Origin of the sequence: Marinobacterium sp. MBR-111 (assembly GCF_040547585.1) — a bacterium.
In the GTDB taxonomy this organism is placed as follows: domain Bacteria; phylum Pseudomonadota; class Gammaproteobacteria; order Pseudomonadales; family Balneatricaceae; genus Marinobacterium; species Marinobacterium iners.
On record NZ_JBEPQA010000024.1, the window covers coordinates 20,098 to 38,756 of the forward strand.

Here is an 18,659-nt window from a genome sequence, read left to right on the forward strand (position 1 = left end):
GCGTATGAATGCGTTCATGTTTTGGCGGAATACAGGGACCTCTGTCAGAACTCGCCTGTTGCAAGCGTTCTCAGTATTGCTGGCTTTTTTGCTGCTGGTTTCTGTTTTGTCGCTGCAGCGTTTTGATGAGCTGACAACAACCATCGAAGAGCTGGTCGATGATCGTGCGCGACGGGTGATGTTGGCGCAAAAAGCCAACCATCAGGCACAAAATGCCAGTATCTATCTACTGCGACTGTTACAAACGCCCAACCGTGAACAGCGTGTACCGCTTTATCTGAACATGGATGCAGCACTCGCTGCATCGGATGCTGCAATCAGAACCTTAACGCGGGATACGCCCTCAAGCCTGACCGCTGAAGTTATCACATTGCGTCAACAATATGGTGAATTGTTCCAGATAACAGTAGAGCAGATTGAAATCAGTGGGTTGGAGACTGCACGTCAGCATTTTGAACAACATACGGATCAGGTGCTGCAGGATTTGTTGGCTGCAACGTTCAGGCTTGCAGAAAACCAGCAGGACTTCATGCACGCGGAAGCCGAAAGGCTCAAAGTCATGATAAGCGATACCCGACTGATCATTATGTTGATTCTGTTTAGTTCATTACTGGTCAGTGCCGGTTTGGCTGTACTGGTCGCCAAGAGTTTGTCTGATCCACTCCAACGGGCAGTCAAAGTGGCAGCTGCTGTTGCAGCGGGGAATTACAGTAAACAGATACCGACATCAAATCTAATTGAAATCAGACGGCTGTTGAGATCGCTGTCACGCATGCGTGACAGCATTGTGCAGCGTGAGCAACGTATCTGGCGATTGGCCTATACCGATAGCTTGACGGAGTTGCCTAACCGAACGCAGTTTTTGGAACAGTTGTCCAAGGCTGTCAAGGAGGGCTGCGGAGTATTGGCGTTGCTGGATTTGAACCGTTTTGCGCAGATTAACAACGCATTGGGCCATGAGGTCGGGGATGAGCTACTGCAGGCGGTAGCCGGTCGCTTGAATGAGTGCATTCAGGTGCCTCACCTGGTGGCACGGCTCGACAGTGATGAATTTTCCATCCTGTTGCGGGATATCGAGGTTGAGAAAGCCAAGCCGAAAATCATGGCCATCATGCAGCAATTGCGTGATCCGATTGAGTTGCAGGGGCAGCGGCTGGATATGGACGCGAGTCTGGGCGTGGCCTGTTTCCCTGCAGATGGGCAGTCAGCCAGCGTGCTGCTTAAGCGTGCCAATATTGCCCTCAAGGCAGCCAAGCGCAGGCATGAAAGCTGTGCCTTTGCTGCTGAATTCACATTGCCTGAACCACATGAGCACCTGTCGTTGCTGGGAGAGATGCGTCAGGCACTGCAGCGTGATGAATTCGTACTGCATTACCAGCCCAAGTTTGACATCAGAGCGGGGCGGGTGACGGCAGTAGAGGCGCTGGTGCGCTGGCAACATCCCGGCAAAGGCATGGTGCCTCCGGGCGTTTTTATTCCTTTTGCAGAGCAAACCGGCTTTATTCGTAACATTACGCCCTGGGTCATTGATCAGGCACTGTCAGACTTGGCCGAATGGCGTCGCCAGGGCATTGAGCTGATTGTATCGGTAAACATATCCGCCCTCGATCTGATGAATGCTGACCTGATCAGGCAGGTATCGCAACAGCTGGCGGATTATGATCTGCAACCTGCACAGCTGTGTCTTGAAATAACCGAAAGTGCCTTGATGAACGACCCTGAAACGGCACAGCAGCATCTTGAACAGCTTTCGGCCTTGGGAGTCAGGCTATCGATCGATGACTATGGTGCCGGGCATGCATCACTGGCCTATGTGCGAGACTTGCCGGTTCATGAGCTTAAAATTGATCGTGCATTTGTATCGGCGGTTGACCAGTCACCCCGCAATGCGGCCATCGTCTGGTCGACCATACTTCTCTGCCGGGAACTGGGGCTGGTCGTGGTGGCAGAAGGTGTTGAAACCGCTTCCGAGATCGAGTGGTTGACCACCCATAAGTGTCATCTGCTGCAGGGCTACGGTATCGCAAAACCGATGAGCAGCGACAGGCTGCTTAACTGGTTGTCAGCGAGTAAAGCGGTTGAGGCGCCGTAGGTATGGAGGTATTACCAGTAGATGCAGCAACGGCGTCGAGCCGCTAATCTCCTTGAATCAGGCGTTTAGCGTTTGTTCCAGCTCCACCAGGCTGCTTATTGTCAGGTTTGGCTCGATCCCCCATGGATCGAAAATCGCTGTCCCTGAGCGTTTCACCCACGCTGCACGCATGCCAGCGGACATGGCACCCAGTACATCAAATGGGTTGCTTGATACTAACCAGGCCGTTTCCGAGTTTGTCTGAGCACGTCGGAGAAAGTGACAGTAGACAGCTGGATTTGGCTTGAATGACTTGAGTTCATCAACACTGATAATATCTTGGAAATACGCATCAAGCCCCGCAGCTTGCAATAACTCCGTTACTGCTTCGCCTCGACCATTTGAAAAAGCAAAGAGGCGGTGATTCTGTGCCTTAAGCTGCTCAAGCGCTTGCTTGGCATCGCTGAAAGCAGGCAGGGTGCGATATTGCTCCAGCAGATGTTCACGCTCAGCGGAGGTCAGGCCTTGCTGACAGGCAAGGCAGGCATAATCGAGTGCCTGACGCGTCACGACACTGAAGTCCACGTAGTTTTGCATGAGTCCGCGGCGAAACGAATATTCAAGCTGCTTGTCACGCCAGGTCTGGGAGAAGTGCTGGGCTTGCTCACCTACCAGCTTTTCCAGTTCCAGAACGATGCCATGAGTATCAATCAGCGTTCCATAGACATCAAAAGCGATTGTAGTGGGCATGCACAACTCCTTGGACTCGGTTGTTTTCTGTTTGGCTGGATCAGCTCCAATATAAAGTGATGCAGAGATCAGCGATGAAGCCTCTCACACAAGATGTACTTTCTTCAGCCATTTGCGCAGTAGCAGGGTGAAGTATGAGGTTTCACCGGATTCCTGCGTTTGCTGAATGTTATCAGCAGAATGTCTGGTTTTTGATTGAGCGCGCTTTCGCTGCTCACGTTGCTCACGCCGTTCATGTGCTGCATTGGCGACCGCAGCGAACGAGGCCATTTGAGAGCTGGACAGGCTGCTGTTTGCAAACTGGTTTTGTTTCGGTTGTTGGGCCTGCTGTGTTTTGGGTGAACTACACATGATGCACCTCTGGTTCTGGTTGCTCAAGTTGACTTAATGGTTAGTCGCGCGATGTAGGCATTTATTACATTAACTGCAAAGGAACCGGCTCAGCCGACAAAGTGGATTGACCTAACCGCGCGAGATTTTTTTATCTTTACGGCTTCTCGGGGGGGGGGGGGGCAGTTTGCGCACCGGTTTGCCTATTTACACCCCCAGCGCCTTAAGGGGCTCTCTATCCATGCGCCCGGCCAGATATGTTTGCCCGAACAATACCCAGATGTGCCTGATCTGGAAGTACTCAAAGATATCAGAGTGTAGATGGCAGTGGGCTGCGAGGACACCAACATGCTTCCCAGTCATGCATGGAGAATTTCAGGGGACCCGCGCAAAACACTATAGCGGCGACTGCATAAAGCCTGGAAGCAATTGGGAATTTCGGTAGAGCTGGCAGGGGGCCCTGGTGCAGAGCATGACGGTTTTGCACTTATACCCGTAGTACATGAGCAATTCATGCAAAGATGATAACGGGAGCAGCCGAGTCATCTTTACGAAATTTTTACAGCATCTACCGTTTTCCTCTCTCGAACCTTTACGCTCCGCTGCCTGACAATTTGCTTGTTATCCACACAAGAGCCTCAGGCGATACGATGCGAATTGTCATACTGGGTGCCGGTCAGGTCGGTGCCACCCTGGCTGAACAGCTTTCCGGTGAGTCCAACGACATCACAGTGGTAGATGCCAATGCTGGCCGCTTGCGTACGCTGCAGGACCGGCTTGATATTCGCACGGTAGAGGGGCGAGCCTCGTTTCCTTCGGTGCTGGCTCAGGCAGGGTGTGCAGATGCCGATATGCTGGTGGCCGTGACCAACAGTGACGAGGTCAACATGGTGGCCTGTCAGCTGGCACAGTCGCTGTTTAACATTCCCCGAAAAGTGGCGCGCATTCGTGGTAGCAGCTATCTCGGATGTGCTGAGCGGCTGTTCAAATCAGGCGCGATACCCGTCGATGTGCTCATCAGCCCGGAGCAGCTGGTGACCGACCATATTGAGCAGCTGACCCGCTGGCCTGGTGCGCTGCAGGTACATGATTTCATGGATGGGCTGGTCAAGCTCGCAGTATTCCGGATTGGTAACAACTCCGGCCTGCGCGGGCATACCGTTGCCGAACTTGACAGCCTGCTGCCTGGAGTTGAAGTGCGCATTGTGGCCCTTTATCGGGGTGACTCTCACGTGCCTTTGCATGGCGACCTTCAGTTTCTTGCTGAGGATGAGGTCTACATGATCGCGACCCCGGCCCATCTTGAAGCCGTGACTCAGCTGTTTGTCGGCAACCGACAACGCTATCGCCAGATCATGATTGCCGGGGGCGGTAATATCGGTGCATCGCTGGCGGCAAGGCTTGAAGCTCGCTTTCATGTCAAGGTGATCGAAACCCGTCCCGAACGTTGTCGAGAGATTGCGAATATGCTCGACGCCGCGGTGGTGATTAACGGCAGTGTGTCGGAGCTGGATATTCTGACCGGTGAGGGGATCGATGAAGTGGATTTGTTCTGTGCCCTCACCAATGATGATGAAGCCAATGTGATGTCCTCCATGCTGGCCAAACGCGCCGGGGCGCGTCGGGTGCTGACCATCATCAATAACCCCGCCTATGTGGATCTGGTGGATGGAAATATTATCGATCATGCCATTTCACCCGAGCAGATTACCATCGGCAGTCTGCTGGCCTATATCCGCAAGGGCGATGTGATGAGGGTACACGCACTGCGCAAGGGGCAGGCTGAAGCATTGGAAACGGTCGTACACGGTGACCGCAAGACTTCCCGCATTGTAGGTCGTCAGGTGAGTGAATTGAAACTGCCCACCGATGCACGCATTGGTGCCATCGTGCGCGGCAATCGCGTGATCATGAGCCATGCCGACACGCGCATCGAAAGTGAAGATCACCTGATTTTCTTCATGACCAGCAAACAGAGCCTGAAGCAGATTGAAAAGCTGCTTCAGGTCAGCCTTGGCTATTTCTGAAGGGGGGGCAGGATGAAACTCTTTCGCCCGGTATTGTATGTCTGCGGCATACTTGCTTTCCTGATGGCTGCGTTGTTGCTGGTCCCTGCAGTATTTGCACTGTTGACCGATGATGTAGAGTACAGCACTTTTTTTCTGTCGGCTGGGCTTGCGGGGCTGGCAGGGCTGCTGCTGGTGTTGCCGGGCCTTGGCCACCACTTTGCGTTGACGGCACGTCAGCTCTATCTGTTGACTAGTCTGAGCTGGCTGTTGCTGTCCTTTTGTGGTGCCTTGCCGCTAATGTTCAGTCATCACCCCCTGTCGCTGACGGATGCGGTCTTTGAAGCGGTGTCGGGCATTACCACCACCGGCTCAACCGTGATGTCGGAACTTGCGGCCCTGCCACACTCCATCCTGCTATGGCGATCAATGCTGCAGTGGGTCGGGGGGCTGGGTGTGATCGGCATGGCCGTGTCAATTCTGCCATTCCTGCAGGTGGGTGGCATGCGTCTGTTCCAGACTGAATCCTCCGACTGGTCGGAAAAGTCACTGCCACGTTTTCATGAGATGGCTCGTGCTCTTCTGCTGGTCTATCTGGCTATTACATTGGCCTGTGTGTTGGCATATCTGGCGGCTGGCATGACCCTGTTTGATGCCATCAACCATGCCATGACAACCGTTTCCACAGGGGGCTACGCCACTGATGACAGTTCCATGGGGCGTTTCAGTGATACCATTTTGTGGATTGCAGTGCTGTTCATGCTGATTGGCGGCATGCCGTTCATGCTCTATATCCGCTTTTTGAGTCAGCGCAACCTGAATGTGTTCAGAGATCAGCAGGCACGAGGGTTTCTGCTGGTGGTATTTGGCTTGATTAGCCTGTTGGCATTGCAGCAGCTACTTACAACTGATCGAGATCCGTTTGACGTCCTGACTCATGCGGCGTTTAACATCGTGTCGGTGATAACGACCACCGGTTACGCGTCGTCCGATTACACCCAGTGGGGTTATTTCAGTATCGTTTTTTTCTTTATTGTGACCTTTATCGGAGGCTGTTCCGGCTCAACCAGCGGAGGTATGAAAATTTTCCGCTTTCAGCTGTCGTGGCTGTTTTTGCGGGATCAGATGAACAAGCTAGTGCACCCGCGAGGTATATTTTCAATCCGTTACAACGGCAAGGCAGTGTCTGACGACATCATGGTATCAGCCGTGGCCTTTTCATTCCTGTTCTTTCTGGTGTTGGCGCTGACGACTCTCGCGTTAGCGGCAACAGGGTTGGATTTTGTAACGGCTCTAACGGGGGCAGCAACAGCATTGACCAACGTAGGCCCTGGCCTCGGTGATATGATCGGACCGGCTGGCAACTTTGCAGCGGTGCCGGACAGTGGCAAGTGGATTCTGGGATTTGCCATGATACTGGGCCGGCTTGAGTTGCTGACCGTGATGGTATTGCTGACACCCGTTTTCTGGAGGGGTTAAATCGTGCTCGAACACAAGGCAGGCAGACCGCAGAAGTATTGGCTGTTGGCATCGGCGGCACCGTTTCTGACCACGCTGCTCTGCTGGCCGCTTGCGGGCCTGCTGCCCAGCGCCAGCCTGTCGCTGCTGTATCTGGCCAGTGTGTTAATCGTGGCCATCGGTACCTCAACCCGTCCTGCACTCTGGTCAGCACTGTTGTCTTTCCTGACCTATAACTTCTTTTTTACCGAACCCCGCTTTACCCTGTTTATTCTGCACCGTGAAGACATTATTACCGCGTTGGTACTGGTGCTGGTGGCACTTCTGACCGGACAGTTGGCGGCACGGTTGCGCGAAAAGGTGGATGCACTCGAGACCAGTATTCGCTGGAACCGGGATCAGATGGTGTTGGCACAGGCATTGTCAGATTGCATGGACCCGTCTGCACTGGTGTCAGAATTTACCAAGCGCTTGAATGGCTGGTTCAGCTCTCGTACTTGTCACATCAAGGCGTTGGCCGAGACGGAGGTTCGGCAGGCGTTTGACGGACAGGCTGAGTCACTGCTGCTGACAGAGCGGGAAGATGGGTACCGTCTTTATCTTCGCGATCAGGATACGCACATGCAGGGGCTGGTGTTTCTGTTTGATGCTGTTTCTGCGCCGGAACTGCAGCTTCAGCTCAACTCGGCGCTTGAACTGTTCAAACTGGCGTGGAGTCGTATTCATTTGGCTCAGAGGCTGCAGCGCGAAACGCTGGAGAAGGAGCGCGAGCAGCTCAGGTCGGCCCTGCTGTCGTCGATATCGCATGATCTGCGCACACCCTTGGCCACCATGATAGGCTCGGTCAGCACGCTGATTGACTTGCCTGGAAGCCTGTCCCGCGAGCAGAAGGAGGAACTGCTAAGCAACACCCTGACAGAAGCGAGACGGCTTGATCGCTATATCCAGAAGCTGCTCGACATGACCAAGATCGGACAGGGCGAGTTGAAACTGGAACGGGATTGGGTCGGGGTGGATGAAATACTGAGCGTGGCGCTGAGGCGTTTGCAGCCGCTCATAAGCGGGCAGCACGTTGAAATCTGCTGCCCACCCGACCTGCCGCTTTTCAACCTGCATGGGGCTTTGATTGAGCAGGCCATTTTCAATGTACTGGAAAATGCCGTTCGTTTTACGCCGTCTGGCGAGCCGATCCGCATCGAGGTTTCCGTGGACGGAGACGACCTGAATATTGATATCACTGATTCGGGTCCCGGTATTCCGGCTGAACACTGGCCGCGCATTTTTGACATGTTTTTTACCCTTTCCCGAGGTGATCAACAAACCGGTGGAACCGGGCTTGGCTTGGCGATCTGTCAGAGTGTACTGGGTGCGCATGGCGGGGAGGCCTATGTTCTGTCCAGCGCACCGGACCGTGGCAGTTGTATTCGGTTGCGTCTACCGCTTGAGCTGACGCACAAGGAGCTATCCGCATGACACGTATCCTGATCATTGATGACGAGCCACAAATTCGGCGCCTTTTGACCATCAGTTTGGAGTCGCAGGGGTATCAGATTATCGAGGCGGAGTCCGGTCGCAGAGGGCTTGAACAACTGGCGCTGGAGCAACCGGAACTGGTGATACTGGATCTGGGATTGCCGGATGTGGACGGGCAGCAGGTGCTGAAGGATCTGCGCAGGTTCAGTGACGTGCCGGTTATTGTTCTATCGGTCCGTAACAGCGAAAAGGAAAAGGTACAGGCGCTGGACAGCGGGGCCAACGATTATGTTGAGAAGCCCTTTGGCGTCAAGGAACTGCTGGCCCGGATCAGGGCTGTGCTGCGCTCAGCCTCTGGCAAGGATGTGCTGCCCAAAACCTATGATGATGGCCGCCTGCGGATCGATTACCACTTGCGGACGGTGGTGCTGGCCGGTGAGCGGGTGCACTTCTCGCCACGGGAATATGACCTGCTGTTGGAGCTGGTACAGCATCCGGGTCAGATATTGACGCAACAGTACCTGCTGAAAAAATTCTGGGGGCCATCCCATCTGGAAGACAGTCACTATCTGCGCATTTTTATTCGCCAGATCCGCAGCAAACTGGGGGACGACCCGGCCCGGCCTACCTATATTGAGACAGAGCCGGGTATTGGTTATCGCTTCATCGAGCCGTTATACCTTAAGCCTCATGGAGGGGGCTCAAATGGATGATAGCCTAAGACGAGAGCTAGAGAAGTTCTCAGCTGAACACTGCACTCGAGTTTCCGATTTGACTAATAATTTAAAAGCCTTGCAGCTGGAAGGGCTGATTGAGATAAAAGCTCAGGTTGATGTATTAACACTCCGTACCTTCTATAGCATTGTGCTCACCACCAAAGGGTGTTCTTTTCTTAAATCTGAGAAGTAATCCGTCACCTTTGTTTCCAGTTCAATAGCTGCATGTGCGTATAAGGCAGTACTTTCGGGTTCTACCCCGTTACTGCGGACACTTCTGCAAAGAAGCACAATGTGCCAAAGGAGTGTTTATGACCCAACGCAGAAAATATACACCGAGTTCAAGCGTGAGGCGATTGCCTTAACGCGCCAGCCTGGTATTAGTTGTCGCCAAGTCGCTTTGGAAATCAGTATCAGCCCTAATTTACTGAGCCGCTGGCAGTGTAAAGATGATGCATCAACAGGCAGTGCCTTCAAAGGTTCGGGTTCACCAGGGGATGAGGAAGTTACTCGTCTGAAACGTGAGCCCGCACGTGTTAAGAAGGAACGTGATTTTTTGCGCGAAGAGGATTTTTATTCGCCAAGGAGTCGTCCTGAGATATCAGGTGATCCGACATTGTCGCAGTGATTTCCCAGTTCGATTGATGTGCCGCTGCCTCAAGGTTTCATCCAGCGGATATTACGCGTGGCTATCGCGTCCGCGCTCTGCTCGAGACACATCAAACCAGCGCTTGCTGAAGCGTATTCGTCAGATACATATTGATAACGGCGGGATAATTGGTACTCCGCGTACGCATGAAGATCTGGTTGCTGAGGGGCAACATGTCAGCCTGAACCGTGTTAATTGCTTAATGGCGACCGAGGGCATTCAAGGCTGGCCATGGAAAAATCGTTGTGGTGCACGAGCATCATCGATACGTCCAGTGGGTATTCGGAACCGTCTGAACGGGATTTTTCGGCAGCAGAGCCAAACATCAAGTGGGTGACCGACATTACAGAAATCGTTACACAAGAAGGCAAGCTTTATCTGTGCATGGTACTGGACCTGCTCAGCAAGCTGGTTGTTGGATGGTCAAGGCATCACCGCCAGGATCGCCATATGGTGAGAAGGGCTGTCGAGATGGCTGTGTGATAACGCCGAGGCTCATCATCGGTGATATTGCACTCCAATCGCGGTGCTCAGTTTACTTGTGGTGACTTTCAGCGCTGTTTGGTCAAAAACAAGTTGGTGAGCAGCATGAGTGCGGTTGGTCACTATGGTGATAATGCGGCTTGTGAAGGCTTCTTCGGGGTGCTCAAACTTGAGCGCGATTTATCATCGCTAATACCGAACATTGGACGAGGCCCGCAGTGATATTTTCGATTACGTCGAGTGGTTCCATAATCCGCGAATGCGGCGTAGAGTCGCCACTAAAGATTTAAATTTTTCCTCCGTTTTAAAAACGCCCGTGTAAACTGGGTAAACCCATTTTGATTTTTCATTGTTTTCTCTTTGGATAATTAACCTACGTGATAAGCGATTAATTTTTTATAATAGTGCGTTTTACAATAGATTTTTGATAAGAAAGGATCTTGAAATTAAAATTGTTGTTTATGTCGAAAAGTTATTCTGTGTGCTGTTCTACTTAATGGAAAATTTATTTATTCATTAATTATAAAAACAATATTGACATGTTGGGTTATATTTGGTTTTATATTTTTACCTGTTAGGTTTTATTATTGTTTTAAATGGGGAGAAATATGAAAATAAAATTTGAAACGGCATATCGCAAGCTGGATTTGGAAAAGGATGAGTTTGAGCTTTTGGGCGATTTTATCAGGATATTTCGTGAAGAATTCGCTGATGATCATGAACTAGATCAGTACGAGATGGCATGGCGTTGGAACTTGAAGCAGGACGTGCATTTGAACCGATCATCAACTTTCAAGGGGTTGATGCGGCAGGTTTATTGCTCAATAAATCAAGTTAATAGTGTTTAGTATGCGCTTACTATGATCGCAAAAAATCGAAAGTGGTGCTAAGAAAGGTGTGATCAAGTCCGTCAAATGGGATAGTGCGTCCTTCACATGATCGAGGATGTGTAAGATGGATCAGCGACAAGCGCCGCCAGGCGCGCAAGGAAAAATTCCTCGGCCGGATGGACAAGCTGATCCCGTGGGCACGGCTGGAAACGCTGATTGAGCCGCATTATCCAAAAGCAGGTAATGGAAGCTGGCCATATCCGCTGACGACCATGCTGCGGATTCATTGCATGCAACAGTGGTACAACCTCAATGATCCGGTTATGGAAGATGCACTGTATGAAATTGCCTCCATGCGCCTGTTTGCCGGCCTGTCAGTGGACAAGGCCATCCCTGATCATTCCACGATTCTCAAGTTCCGACACCTGCTTGAGCGCCACGGTTTGGCCCGTCAGATATTTGAAGAGGTGAATCAGTGGTTGTCCGAGGCGGGTGTGCTGTTCAATGAAGGTTCTCTGATCGATGCCACCATTATCGAGGCTCTCCGTTCAACCAAGAACCGTAGCGGCGAGCGCGATCCTGAGATGCACCAGACCAAGAAGGGCAACCAATGGCACTTTGGCCTGAAAGCACACATCGGTGTGGATGCGTGTACCGGTATCACGCATAGCTTCACCACTACGGCAGCCAACGAGCACGACCCGAACCAGGCAGAGCTCCTGCTTCACGGCGATGACGCGTTTATTTTTTTGCCGATGCAGGTTACCGGGGCGCCGAAAAGCGGGACGAATTGAAAGGTGTGGATGCGGACTGGCACATCGCCGAACAACCAGGGAAGCTGAAGAGCCTGAAAAAGCATCTTCGGATCAATAAGAACAGGATCCGCACCAAGTATCTGAAGGCCAGTCTCCGCGCCAAGGTCGAGCATCCGTTCCGGATCATCAAGTGCCAGTTCGGCTTCGTGAAAGCCCGTTGTCGTGGTCTGAAGAAAAATGATGGAAAACTGGCGATGCTGTTTGCCCTGTCAAACCTTGTGTGTGGACCAGATGTTGCGAGCACAGGGTTAATCCGTCTGAGTTGCCCGAAATGGCAGCTAACCGACGGAATAAGGCACGAGAGTCACACCTAAATTGAGCTCCAGTCGCGGCGATTGCGAATCGCTACGGCAATACGGACTTGATCACAACTTCCCTAATTGATTTCTTTGCATACACCCCTAAATCGTCAGTCTTACCTAAAAGTCCACGCCAACTGATAAACCACCAAGTTGCAATTCACTCCTTTCTACTCTGCGATGCCTGTAGGCTCTGGCTTTGAGCGCTTTTCACCTTAGGTGGACTCAAGTCCAAGTCCAACTGCAAACCACACACACCCTTTTCACCTGTTTTCGACCTTGCATCTACTGTGCTTACTACCTATAGTGTCGCGTAGTGGGAAAAAGTGGTTAAAAGTGGGCTATTTGGGGAAAGACAGTGGGCGTCATGTTCCGCGGAGTCAATCCGATCAATCTCGATGCCAAGGGCCGAATGGCGCTTCCGGCACGCTATCGCGAGTCGGTACACAGCCATTGTGACGGCCGTATGGTGGTGACGATTGATACCGAAGACAAATGCCTGCTGCTTTATCCTCAGCCCGAGTGGGACGAAATTCAGGCCCGCATTGATGCGCTGCCGAGTTTTAACAAGGCGGTGCGTCGCATTCAGCGTCTGTTGACCGGTCATGCGACCGATCTGGAGTTGGATGCTAATGGGCGCATGTTGCTGCCGGCACCGCTGCGAGAGTATGCGCAGCTGGACAAGAAGATTGTGCTGTTGGGGCAGGGCAACAAGTTTGAGATCTGGAGTGAAGAGCTCTGGAACAGTACGCGTGACGAATATTTGCAGGCTGATGAGGATGAAGATATCCCCCAGGAACTGCAGTCACTGTCACTTTAACGCACTCCCAGGTAACGGGGCAGCATGAGTCAGACATTCAGCCATACCACAGTTCTGTTGGAAGAGGCGGTCAAGGAGCTGGTAACAGATCCGGAAGGCTTCTACATCGACGGCACCTTCGGCCGTGGCGGTCACAGTGCGCGTATCCTTGCAGAGCTTTCTGCAGGCGGTCGTCTCATGGCCATCGACAAGGACCCCGAAGCAATCAGCTTTGCCGCTGAGCGCTTTGCCGGTGAGCCTCGATTCAGTATCGAACATGGTTCTTTTGCACAGCTCCAGTCCTTTGTTGAGCAGCGTGGCTTGATGGGGCAGGTCACTGGCGTGCTGCTGGATTTGGGGGTCAGTTCGCCTCAGCTGGATGATCCTGAGCGAGGTTTTAGCTTCGTCAACGACGGTCCGCTTGATATGCGCATGGATACCAGTAGCGGTGAGAGTGCCGCAGACTGGATCAATCGTGCTGATGAGCAGGAAATCGCGGATGTGATGTATCGCTACGGCGAAGAGCGTTTTTCAAGGCGTATGGCGCGCGCAATCGTGGCTGAACGAGAGCAGGCTCCCATTACCACAACGGCACGGCTGTCAAAAATCATTGCAGAAGCCAACCCTCGCTGGGAAAAAGGCAAAAATCCTGCGACGCGTGCCTTTCAGGGCATTCGCATCCACATTAACCGTGAACTGGATGATGTGGAACAGTGCCTGGATCAGGCGCTTGAGGTGTTGGCTCCAGGGGGCAAGCTGGTCGTGATCAGCTTTCACTCTCTGGAAGACCGGATTGTGAAGCGCTTCATTCGTCGTCACGTTAAAGGGGATGAGCACTTGCCGCCAGGTGTGCCGGTGACCGATGCGATGATGAAACGACGCCTTAAATCGGCAGGGAAGGCTGTAAAGGCAGGTAAGGATGAGTTGAACCAGAACCCCAGGGCACGCAGTGCTGTAATGCGTGCCGCCATCAAACTGGCATGAAGCTTGGTTTTGGCACACCCGTCTGGTTGACGGCCGAGTTCTGGCAGGAGTGGCTTGGGTCTGCGCGGCGCAGGCTGTTGCCGCAGCGCGCAAAAGGGGAACCTGAGCAGCGAATGGTAAGCGGAGGTGAGTTGCTGGTGCCGGCGTTGCTGGTGACGGGGCTGACCCTGGCAGTGATGATCAGTGCGATGGCGGTCATTTTTTCGGCCTATGAATACCGCCGTCTGTTTAACCAGCACCAGATTCTGGTGCAGCAATGGGACGAGTTACAGGTGGAGTGGGGGCAGTACCTGCTGGAGCAGAGTGTATGGTCCTCGCACCATCGGATAGAGTCGCTGGCGGCCAGTGAAATGGATATGGTCGTGCCGGAAACAGAAGCAATCGAGATCATACGTCATGAGCAAAAGTGAAGACCCGATCATACAGACCCATGCAGCCAGAAGCTGGCGGATCTGGCTGGTTGTGTTTTTGCTGGCGCTGATCGTGGCGGGTATTACTTCAAAACTGTTGTCACTCTACGGTGATGATCAAGCCTTTCTGCGCAGTCAGGGCGATGCTCGAACGCTGCGAACCATGTTGATTCCGGCTCACCGTGGGCTGATTACGGATCGCAACGGTGAACCGTTGGCGGTGAGTGCACCGGTTGCAACCATCTGGGCAGACCCGTTGCGAACCGACCTGCAGCACGGCGGACTGACCCGTTTGGCCCAGTTGCTTGATATGAAGCCGCACGAACTCAAGTCGGTGCTGACAGCAAACCCCGAGCGCCGCTTTCTCTATCTGAAACGACAGGTAACGCCCGAACTGGCAGAGGCCGTTGAGGCACTGGGTATTCCGGGTGTGCATGCAGACCGTGAATACAAGCGCTACTACCCGGCAGGAGAGGTGGCAACCCACCTGATCGGTTTTACCAACGTGGATGGTGAAGGTCAGGAGGGGCTTGAGCTGGCTTATAACCACAGCCTGAGGGGCGAGCCTGGGCGCAAGCTGGTGCTCAAAGACCGTGTGGGGCGTACCATCAAGCATATCCGCTCACTGCAGGATGCCGATGCTGGAAGCGATCTGCAGTTGAGTATTGATCTGCGCCTGCAGTACATGGCCTATCGCGAGCTTAAGGCAGCGGTGGAGTCGCATCGTGCTGATGCCGGCTCTGCCGTGGTACTGGATGTTAAGACCGGAGAAGTTCTGGCGCTTGTGAATCAGCCATCCTACAACCCCAATGACCGTTCGGAACTCAAGACGGATGCGTTGCGTAACCGGGCACTGACGGACCTGTTTGAACCGGGCTCCACCATGAAGCCCTTGACTGTGGCAGCAGCCATGATGAGTGGCCAGTATACGCGTGATTCCATCATCGATACTTCACCCGGATATATTCGAGTGGGTGGCGCCAGCATCAAGGATCATCGCAACTACGGCAAGCTGGATCTTACCGGGATCATCACCAAATCGAGCAACGTGGGAGTGACCAGACTCGCACTCGAAATGCCGCATGATACCGTTCGCAACCTGCTGCACAATGTGGGCCTTGGCCGAGATACCGGCACAGGCTTTCCCGGTGAACGTACCGGAGTGTTGCCGTTCCTGGCGGAGCGTCAGCGTGTTGAACGTGCAACCATGTCCTATGGCTATGGTCTTTCCACCACGCTTTTGCAGCTGGCACAGGCGTATGTTCCATTGGCGGCCGACGGCATCATGCGACCGGCAACGCTGCTGAAACAGACTCAGACACTCGCTGGCACCCGGGTTTTGCCGCCGGGTGTGGGGCCTCAGGTGCTGGATATGCTTGAAACCGTCATAAGTGCAAAAGGTACGGGCCGACGGGCAGCGGTTGAAGGCTATCGTGTCGGTGGCAAGACCGGAACGGTTCACAAGGCGAGCGGAGGCGGTTATGCCGAAGACAAGTATGTGTCGGTGTTTGCAGGGGTTGCACCTCTGACCAATCCGCGTCTGGTTATCGCAGTGATGGTCGACAACCCAAAAGGGCAGGAATATTACGGCGGGTTAGTAGCGGCACCAATATTCTCGCGTATCGCAGCCGGCTCTCTGCGGCTTTTGAATGTGCCGCCGGATAAATGGCCTGAACCTCCATCAACTCATGTGGCGATGCAATGAATCAGTATTCTCAATCATTGCTCACATTACTGCCGCAGGCGTGTGCAACGCTTGCGGCTTTGCCGTCTGATCGCAGTGTGAATGTCAGTGGTCTGGCGCTGGACAGTCGTCGGGTTAAACCTGGCGACCTGTTTTTTGCGCGTGCAGGTATCAATCATCGCGGTGCTGACTTTATCTCGGATGCGATCAAGCAGGGTGCTGTTGCGGTGATGGTACAGCATGGCGTACTGGACAGCGCCGAACGAGCCGAGGTTTCCGTTCCGTTGCTGGAGGTTGATAACCTGGACCAGGTGGTGGGTCATGTGGCGAGCCGCTTTCATGACCGGCCCAGCCGGCATCTGAAGGTGGTCGGCATAACCGGTACCAACGGCAAGACTTCCTGCAGCAGCTATCTGGCACAGGCACTCGAGTCGTTGGGGCATCGCTGTGCCGTAATCGGCACCCTTGGCAACGGTTTTGTCGATGATTTGCAGCCGGCAACCCATACCACGCCCGATCCCATCGCGCTGCAGGCATTGCTGGCCCAATTTCGGCTTCAGGGTGCCGAGTACGTGGTGATGGAGGTGTCCAGCCATGCACTGGACCAGAAGCGTGTGTCTGGGGTGCATTTTACGGCGGCAGCGTTTACCAACCTAACCCGGGACCATCTTGATTATCATGGTGACATGGCGCGCTATGGCGATGCCAAGGCTCGTCTGTTTGCAGACTATGCGCCGCCGCTGCAGGCAATCAATCTGGATGATGTATTTGGTCGCACCTTGTTTGATCGTGAAGCCAGCGAATCGTCTTGTGTTCTCGGTTTCGGCAGTGTCGAGCCTGGAGTTGATGTGGCTGCCGGTCAGCTGGAGTTTGATGCCAGCGGCTGCCGGTTTGAGCTTACAACCCCTCAGGGTCATCAGCGAGTGCATTCGGCCCTGCTGGGCAGCTTTAACGTCAGTAATCTGCTGCTGAGTGCAACCCTTCTGCAGCTGCTGGGTTTCAATCTTGAGCAGATCGCGTCAGCCCTTGGTGCAGTCAGGCCGGTGGCCGGACGTATGGAGTGTTTACCTCAGGCCGAAGGGCAACCGCTGGTCGTTGTTGATTATGCCCATACCCCGGATGCGCTCGCGCAGGCATTGCAGGCGTTGCGCCTGCACCAGCCTGGCAGTGGGCATCTCTGGTGTGTATTTGGCTGTGGCGGTGATCGTGACCGGGGCAAGCGGCCTGAAATGGGCGCTGTTGCAGCAAAGCTTGCCGATCGGCTGGTGCTGACCAGTGATAATCCACGCAGTGAACCACCCGAGCAGATCATTCGTGAGGTTATGGCAGGGGTGCCTGCGACTGCGCGCCTGCATGTGGAGCAGGATCGTGCAACTGCCATTCGCTGGGCTGTGAGTCATGCCGGTCCCGGCGATCTCGTACTGATTGCCGGAAAAGGGCATGAAAACTATCAGGAAATAGATGGAACACGCCACCCATTCAGTGATCATGAGCACGCCTTGCGTGTATTGAAACAGGGAGCTGATGTATGATGCGCGCCTTCGAACTGGATGAGCTCAAGCAGGTGCTCGGAGCGCATCTTCAAGGAGAGAACAGGACCGTCGCAAGGGTTGTCACGGATAGCCGGCAGTTGCAGTCGGGTGATCTGTTTGTGGCATTGAAGGGCCCTAATTTTGATGGTCACGATTTTGTCGGTGCTGCCGAGTTGAAGGGGGCTGAGGCCGTGGTTGTGAGTCAGTTGATGAACACAACCCTGCCTCAGTTGGTTGTCACCGACACCCTAAAGGCATTGGGGCAGCTGGGCGGATACAACCGCTCGCTGTTCCGTGCACCCGTGTTTGCCGTCACAGGAAGTGGCGGCAAAACCACGGTGAAAGAGATGCTGGCACGGCTATTGGCCACCAGCGGCAAGGTATTGGCAACCCGGGGTAACCTGAATAACGAAATTGGCGCCCCGCTGACGCTGCTGGAGCTGTCACCCGAGCATGAGGCCGCCGTGATCGAACTGGGCGCCAGTGCACAGGGCGAAATTGCTCGCACCACAGCCATGACCCGCCCTGATGTGGCGATACTCAATAATGCGATGGGTGCCCATCTGGAAGGCTTCGGCGGCCTTGAGGGTGTGGTGCGTGCCAAGGGCGAAATTTTTGAAGGGCTGCCCGAAGGTGGCGTGGGGGTTGTCAATCTGGACTCGCCCCATGCCTCGGCCTGGATTGAGCGCCTGCAGCGGCTAAAACGTCGCATGATCAGCTTTGGCGTCGAAAATGGCGCTGCCGATGTCAGTGCCTCAAAGCTGGAGATGAATGCGGATGGCAGCTGGCGTTTTGTGCTGGATGACGGTACAGAACAGCTGCCGGTATCGTTGAAGTTGCTTGGGCGCCACAACGTGGCCAATGCAACGGCGGCGGCGGCGGCGTGGGTGGCGGCAGGGCGATCGTTGTCAAAAATTGCCGGTGTACTGGATCAGTGCCGGTCGGTGGCGGGGCGTCTCAGTCCACATCGCCTTGACAGCGGCGCGTTGGTGATTGATGACAGCTACAACGCCAATGCCGATGCGGTAAAGGCAGCCATCGATCTGCTGGCCCAGCTGCCAGGGCATCGTGTGCTGGTACTGGGTGACATGGCAGAGCTGGGCGAGCAATCGAAACAGCTGCATGCCGAAGTGGGTCGCTATGCGGCCGAGCGTGATATTGATCAGCTGCTGGTAACCGGCTCTGCCATGCGTGCAGCGGCCGATGCCTATGCGGCGATCCGGCAGGGAGCCGAGCATTTTGCGACACAAACACAACTGATAACACATATTCAGGCACTGCCGCAGGAACAGCTGACCCTTCTGGTCAAGGGCTCGCGCAGTGCCGCAATGGACAGGGTAGTTGCGGCCTTGTTGAAAGGGGATAACTGA

At 53.9% G+C, this 18,659-nt stretch carries 15 protein-coding genes and 2 pseudogenes; 15 read left to right on the forward strand and 2 right to left on the reverse strand.

Annotated elements, in window-relative coordinates; genetic code table 11:
* Positions 1-4: 4 nt before the first annotated feature.
* Positions 5-2,092, forward strand: a complete 2,088-nt coding sequence (locus ABIE61_RS14875; protein WP_354410873.1) for a putative bifunctional diguanylate cyclase/phosphodiesterase — start codon at positions 5-7, stop codon at positions 2,090-2,092.
* A gap of 57 nt (positions 2,093-2,149) precedes the next feature.
* Here ABIE61_RS14875 and ABIE61_RS14880 read toward each other — a convergent pair whose 3' ends face one another.
* On the reverse strand, positions 2,150-2,821 hold the full coding sequence (locus ABIE61_RS14880) for a haloacid dehalogenase type II (RefSeq protein WP_354410876.1): 672 nt from the start codon (positions 2,819-2,821) through the stop codon (positions 2,150-2,152).
* 84 nt (positions 2,822-2,905) lie between these two features.
* Positions 2,906-3,199: a hypothetical protein gene (locus ABIE61_RS14885; protein WP_354410879.1), complete on the reverse strand. Its 294-nt coding sequence runs from the start codon at positions 3,197-3,199 to the stop codon at positions 2,906-2,908.
* Positions 3,200-3,801: 602 nt separating this feature from the next.
* On the opposite strand from ABIE61_RS14885, the gene trkA reads away from it, so the two are divergent.
* The 14 genes and pseudogenes from trkA (at position 3,802) to ABIE61_RS14955 (ending at position 18,659) form a co-directional block, all read left to right on the forward strand.
* The gene (gene trkA / locus ABIE61_RS14890; RefSeq protein WP_354410881.1) at positions 3,802-5,178 is read left to right on the forward strand and encodes a Trk system potassium transporter TrkA; all 1,377 of its coding nucleotides are present in this window, start codon (positions 3,802-3,804) and stop codon (positions 5,176-5,178) included.
* Positions 5,179-5,190: 12 nt separating this feature from the next.
* A complete protein-coding gene (locus ABIE61_RS14895; RefSeq protein ID WP_354410884.1) occupies positions 5,191-6,636 on the forward strand; it encodes a TrkH family potassium uptake protein in 1,446 nt (481 codons plus the stop codon).
* Between the two features lie 3 nt (positions 6,637-6,639).
* Positions 6,640-8,088, forward strand: a complete 1,449-nt coding sequence (locus tag ABIE61_RS14900) for a sensor histidine kinase (RefSeq protein WP_354410887.1) — start codon at positions 6,640-6,642, stop codon at positions 8,086-8,088.
* Entirely contained in the window at positions 8,085-8,801 is a 717-nt protein-coding gene (locus tag ABIE61_RS14905) for a response regulator (RefSeq protein WP_354410890.1), read from the forward strand. Before ABIE61_RS14900 ends, ABIE61_RS14905 begins: the two co-directional genes overlap by 4 nt.
* Entirely contained in the window at positions 8,794-8,997 is a 204-nt protein-coding gene (locus ABIE61_RS14910; protein ID WP_354410892.1) for a hypothetical protein, read from the forward strand. Before ABIE61_RS14905 ends, ABIE61_RS14910 begins: the two co-directional genes overlap by 8 nt.
* A 118-nt stretch (positions 8,998-9,115) precedes the next feature.
* A pseudogene (locus ABIE61_RS14915) lies at positions 9,116-10,258 on the forward strand (IS3 family transposase).
* A gap of 286 nt (positions 10,259-10,544) precedes the next feature.
* On the forward strand, positions 10,545-10,784 hold the full coding sequence (locus ABIE61_RS14920) for a hypothetical protein (RefSeq protein WP_354410895.1): 240 nt from the start codon (positions 10,545-10,547) through the stop codon (positions 10,782-10,784).
* 158 nt (positions 10,785-10,942) lie between these two features.
* Positions 10,943-11,833, forward strand: a pseudogene (locus ABIE61_RS14925) (IS5 family transposase).
* 414 nt (positions 11,834-12,247) lie between these two features.
* Positions 12,248-12,700, forward strand: coding sequence for a division/cell wall cluster transcriptional repressor MraZ (mraZ, locus tag ABIE61_RS14930; RefSeq protein ID WP_354410898.1), 453 nt, complete (start codon positions 12,248-12,250; stop codon positions 12,698-12,700).
* Between the two features lie 24 nt (positions 12,701-12,724).
* Positions 12,725-13,663, forward strand: coding sequence for a 16S rRNA (cytosine(1402)-N(4))-methyltransferase RsmH (gene rsmH, locus ABIE61_RS14935; RefSeq protein ID WP_354410901.1), 939 nt, complete (start codon positions 12,725-12,727; stop codon positions 13,661-13,663).
* Complete coding sequence (gene ftsL, locus ABIE61_RS14940) at positions 13,660-14,073, forward strand: cell division protein FtsL (protein WP_091827416.1); 414 nt, start codon at positions 13,660-13,662, stop codon at positions 14,071-14,073. The genes rsmH and ftsL overlap by 4 nt, the downstream gene beginning before the upstream one ends.
* A complete protein-coding gene (locus ABIE61_RS14945) occupies positions 14,060-15,778 on the forward strand; it encodes a peptidoglycan D,D-transpeptidase FtsI family protein (protein ID WP_354410904.1) in 1,719 nt (572 codons plus the stop codon). The genes ftsL and ABIE61_RS14945 overlap by 14 nt, the downstream gene beginning before the upstream one ends.
* A complete protein-coding gene (locus ABIE61_RS14950) occupies positions 15,775-17,289 on the forward strand; it encodes a UDP-N-acetylmuramoyl-L-alanyl-D-glutamate--2,6-diaminopimelate ligase (protein WP_354410907.1) in 1,515 nt (504 codons plus the stop codon). The genes ABIE61_RS14945 and ABIE61_RS14950 overlap by 4 nt, the downstream gene beginning before the upstream one ends.
* Positions 17,289-18,659 carry a UDP-N-acetylmuramoyl-tripeptide--D-alanyl-D-alanine ligase gene (locus ABIE61_RS14955; RefSeq protein ID WP_354410909.1) on the forward strand — a complete coding sequence of 457 codons (1,371 nt, stop codon included), beginning with the start codon at positions 17,289-17,291 and terminating at the stop codon, positions 18,657-18,659. Before ABIE61_RS14950 ends, ABIE61_RS14955 begins: the two co-directional genes overlap by 1 nt.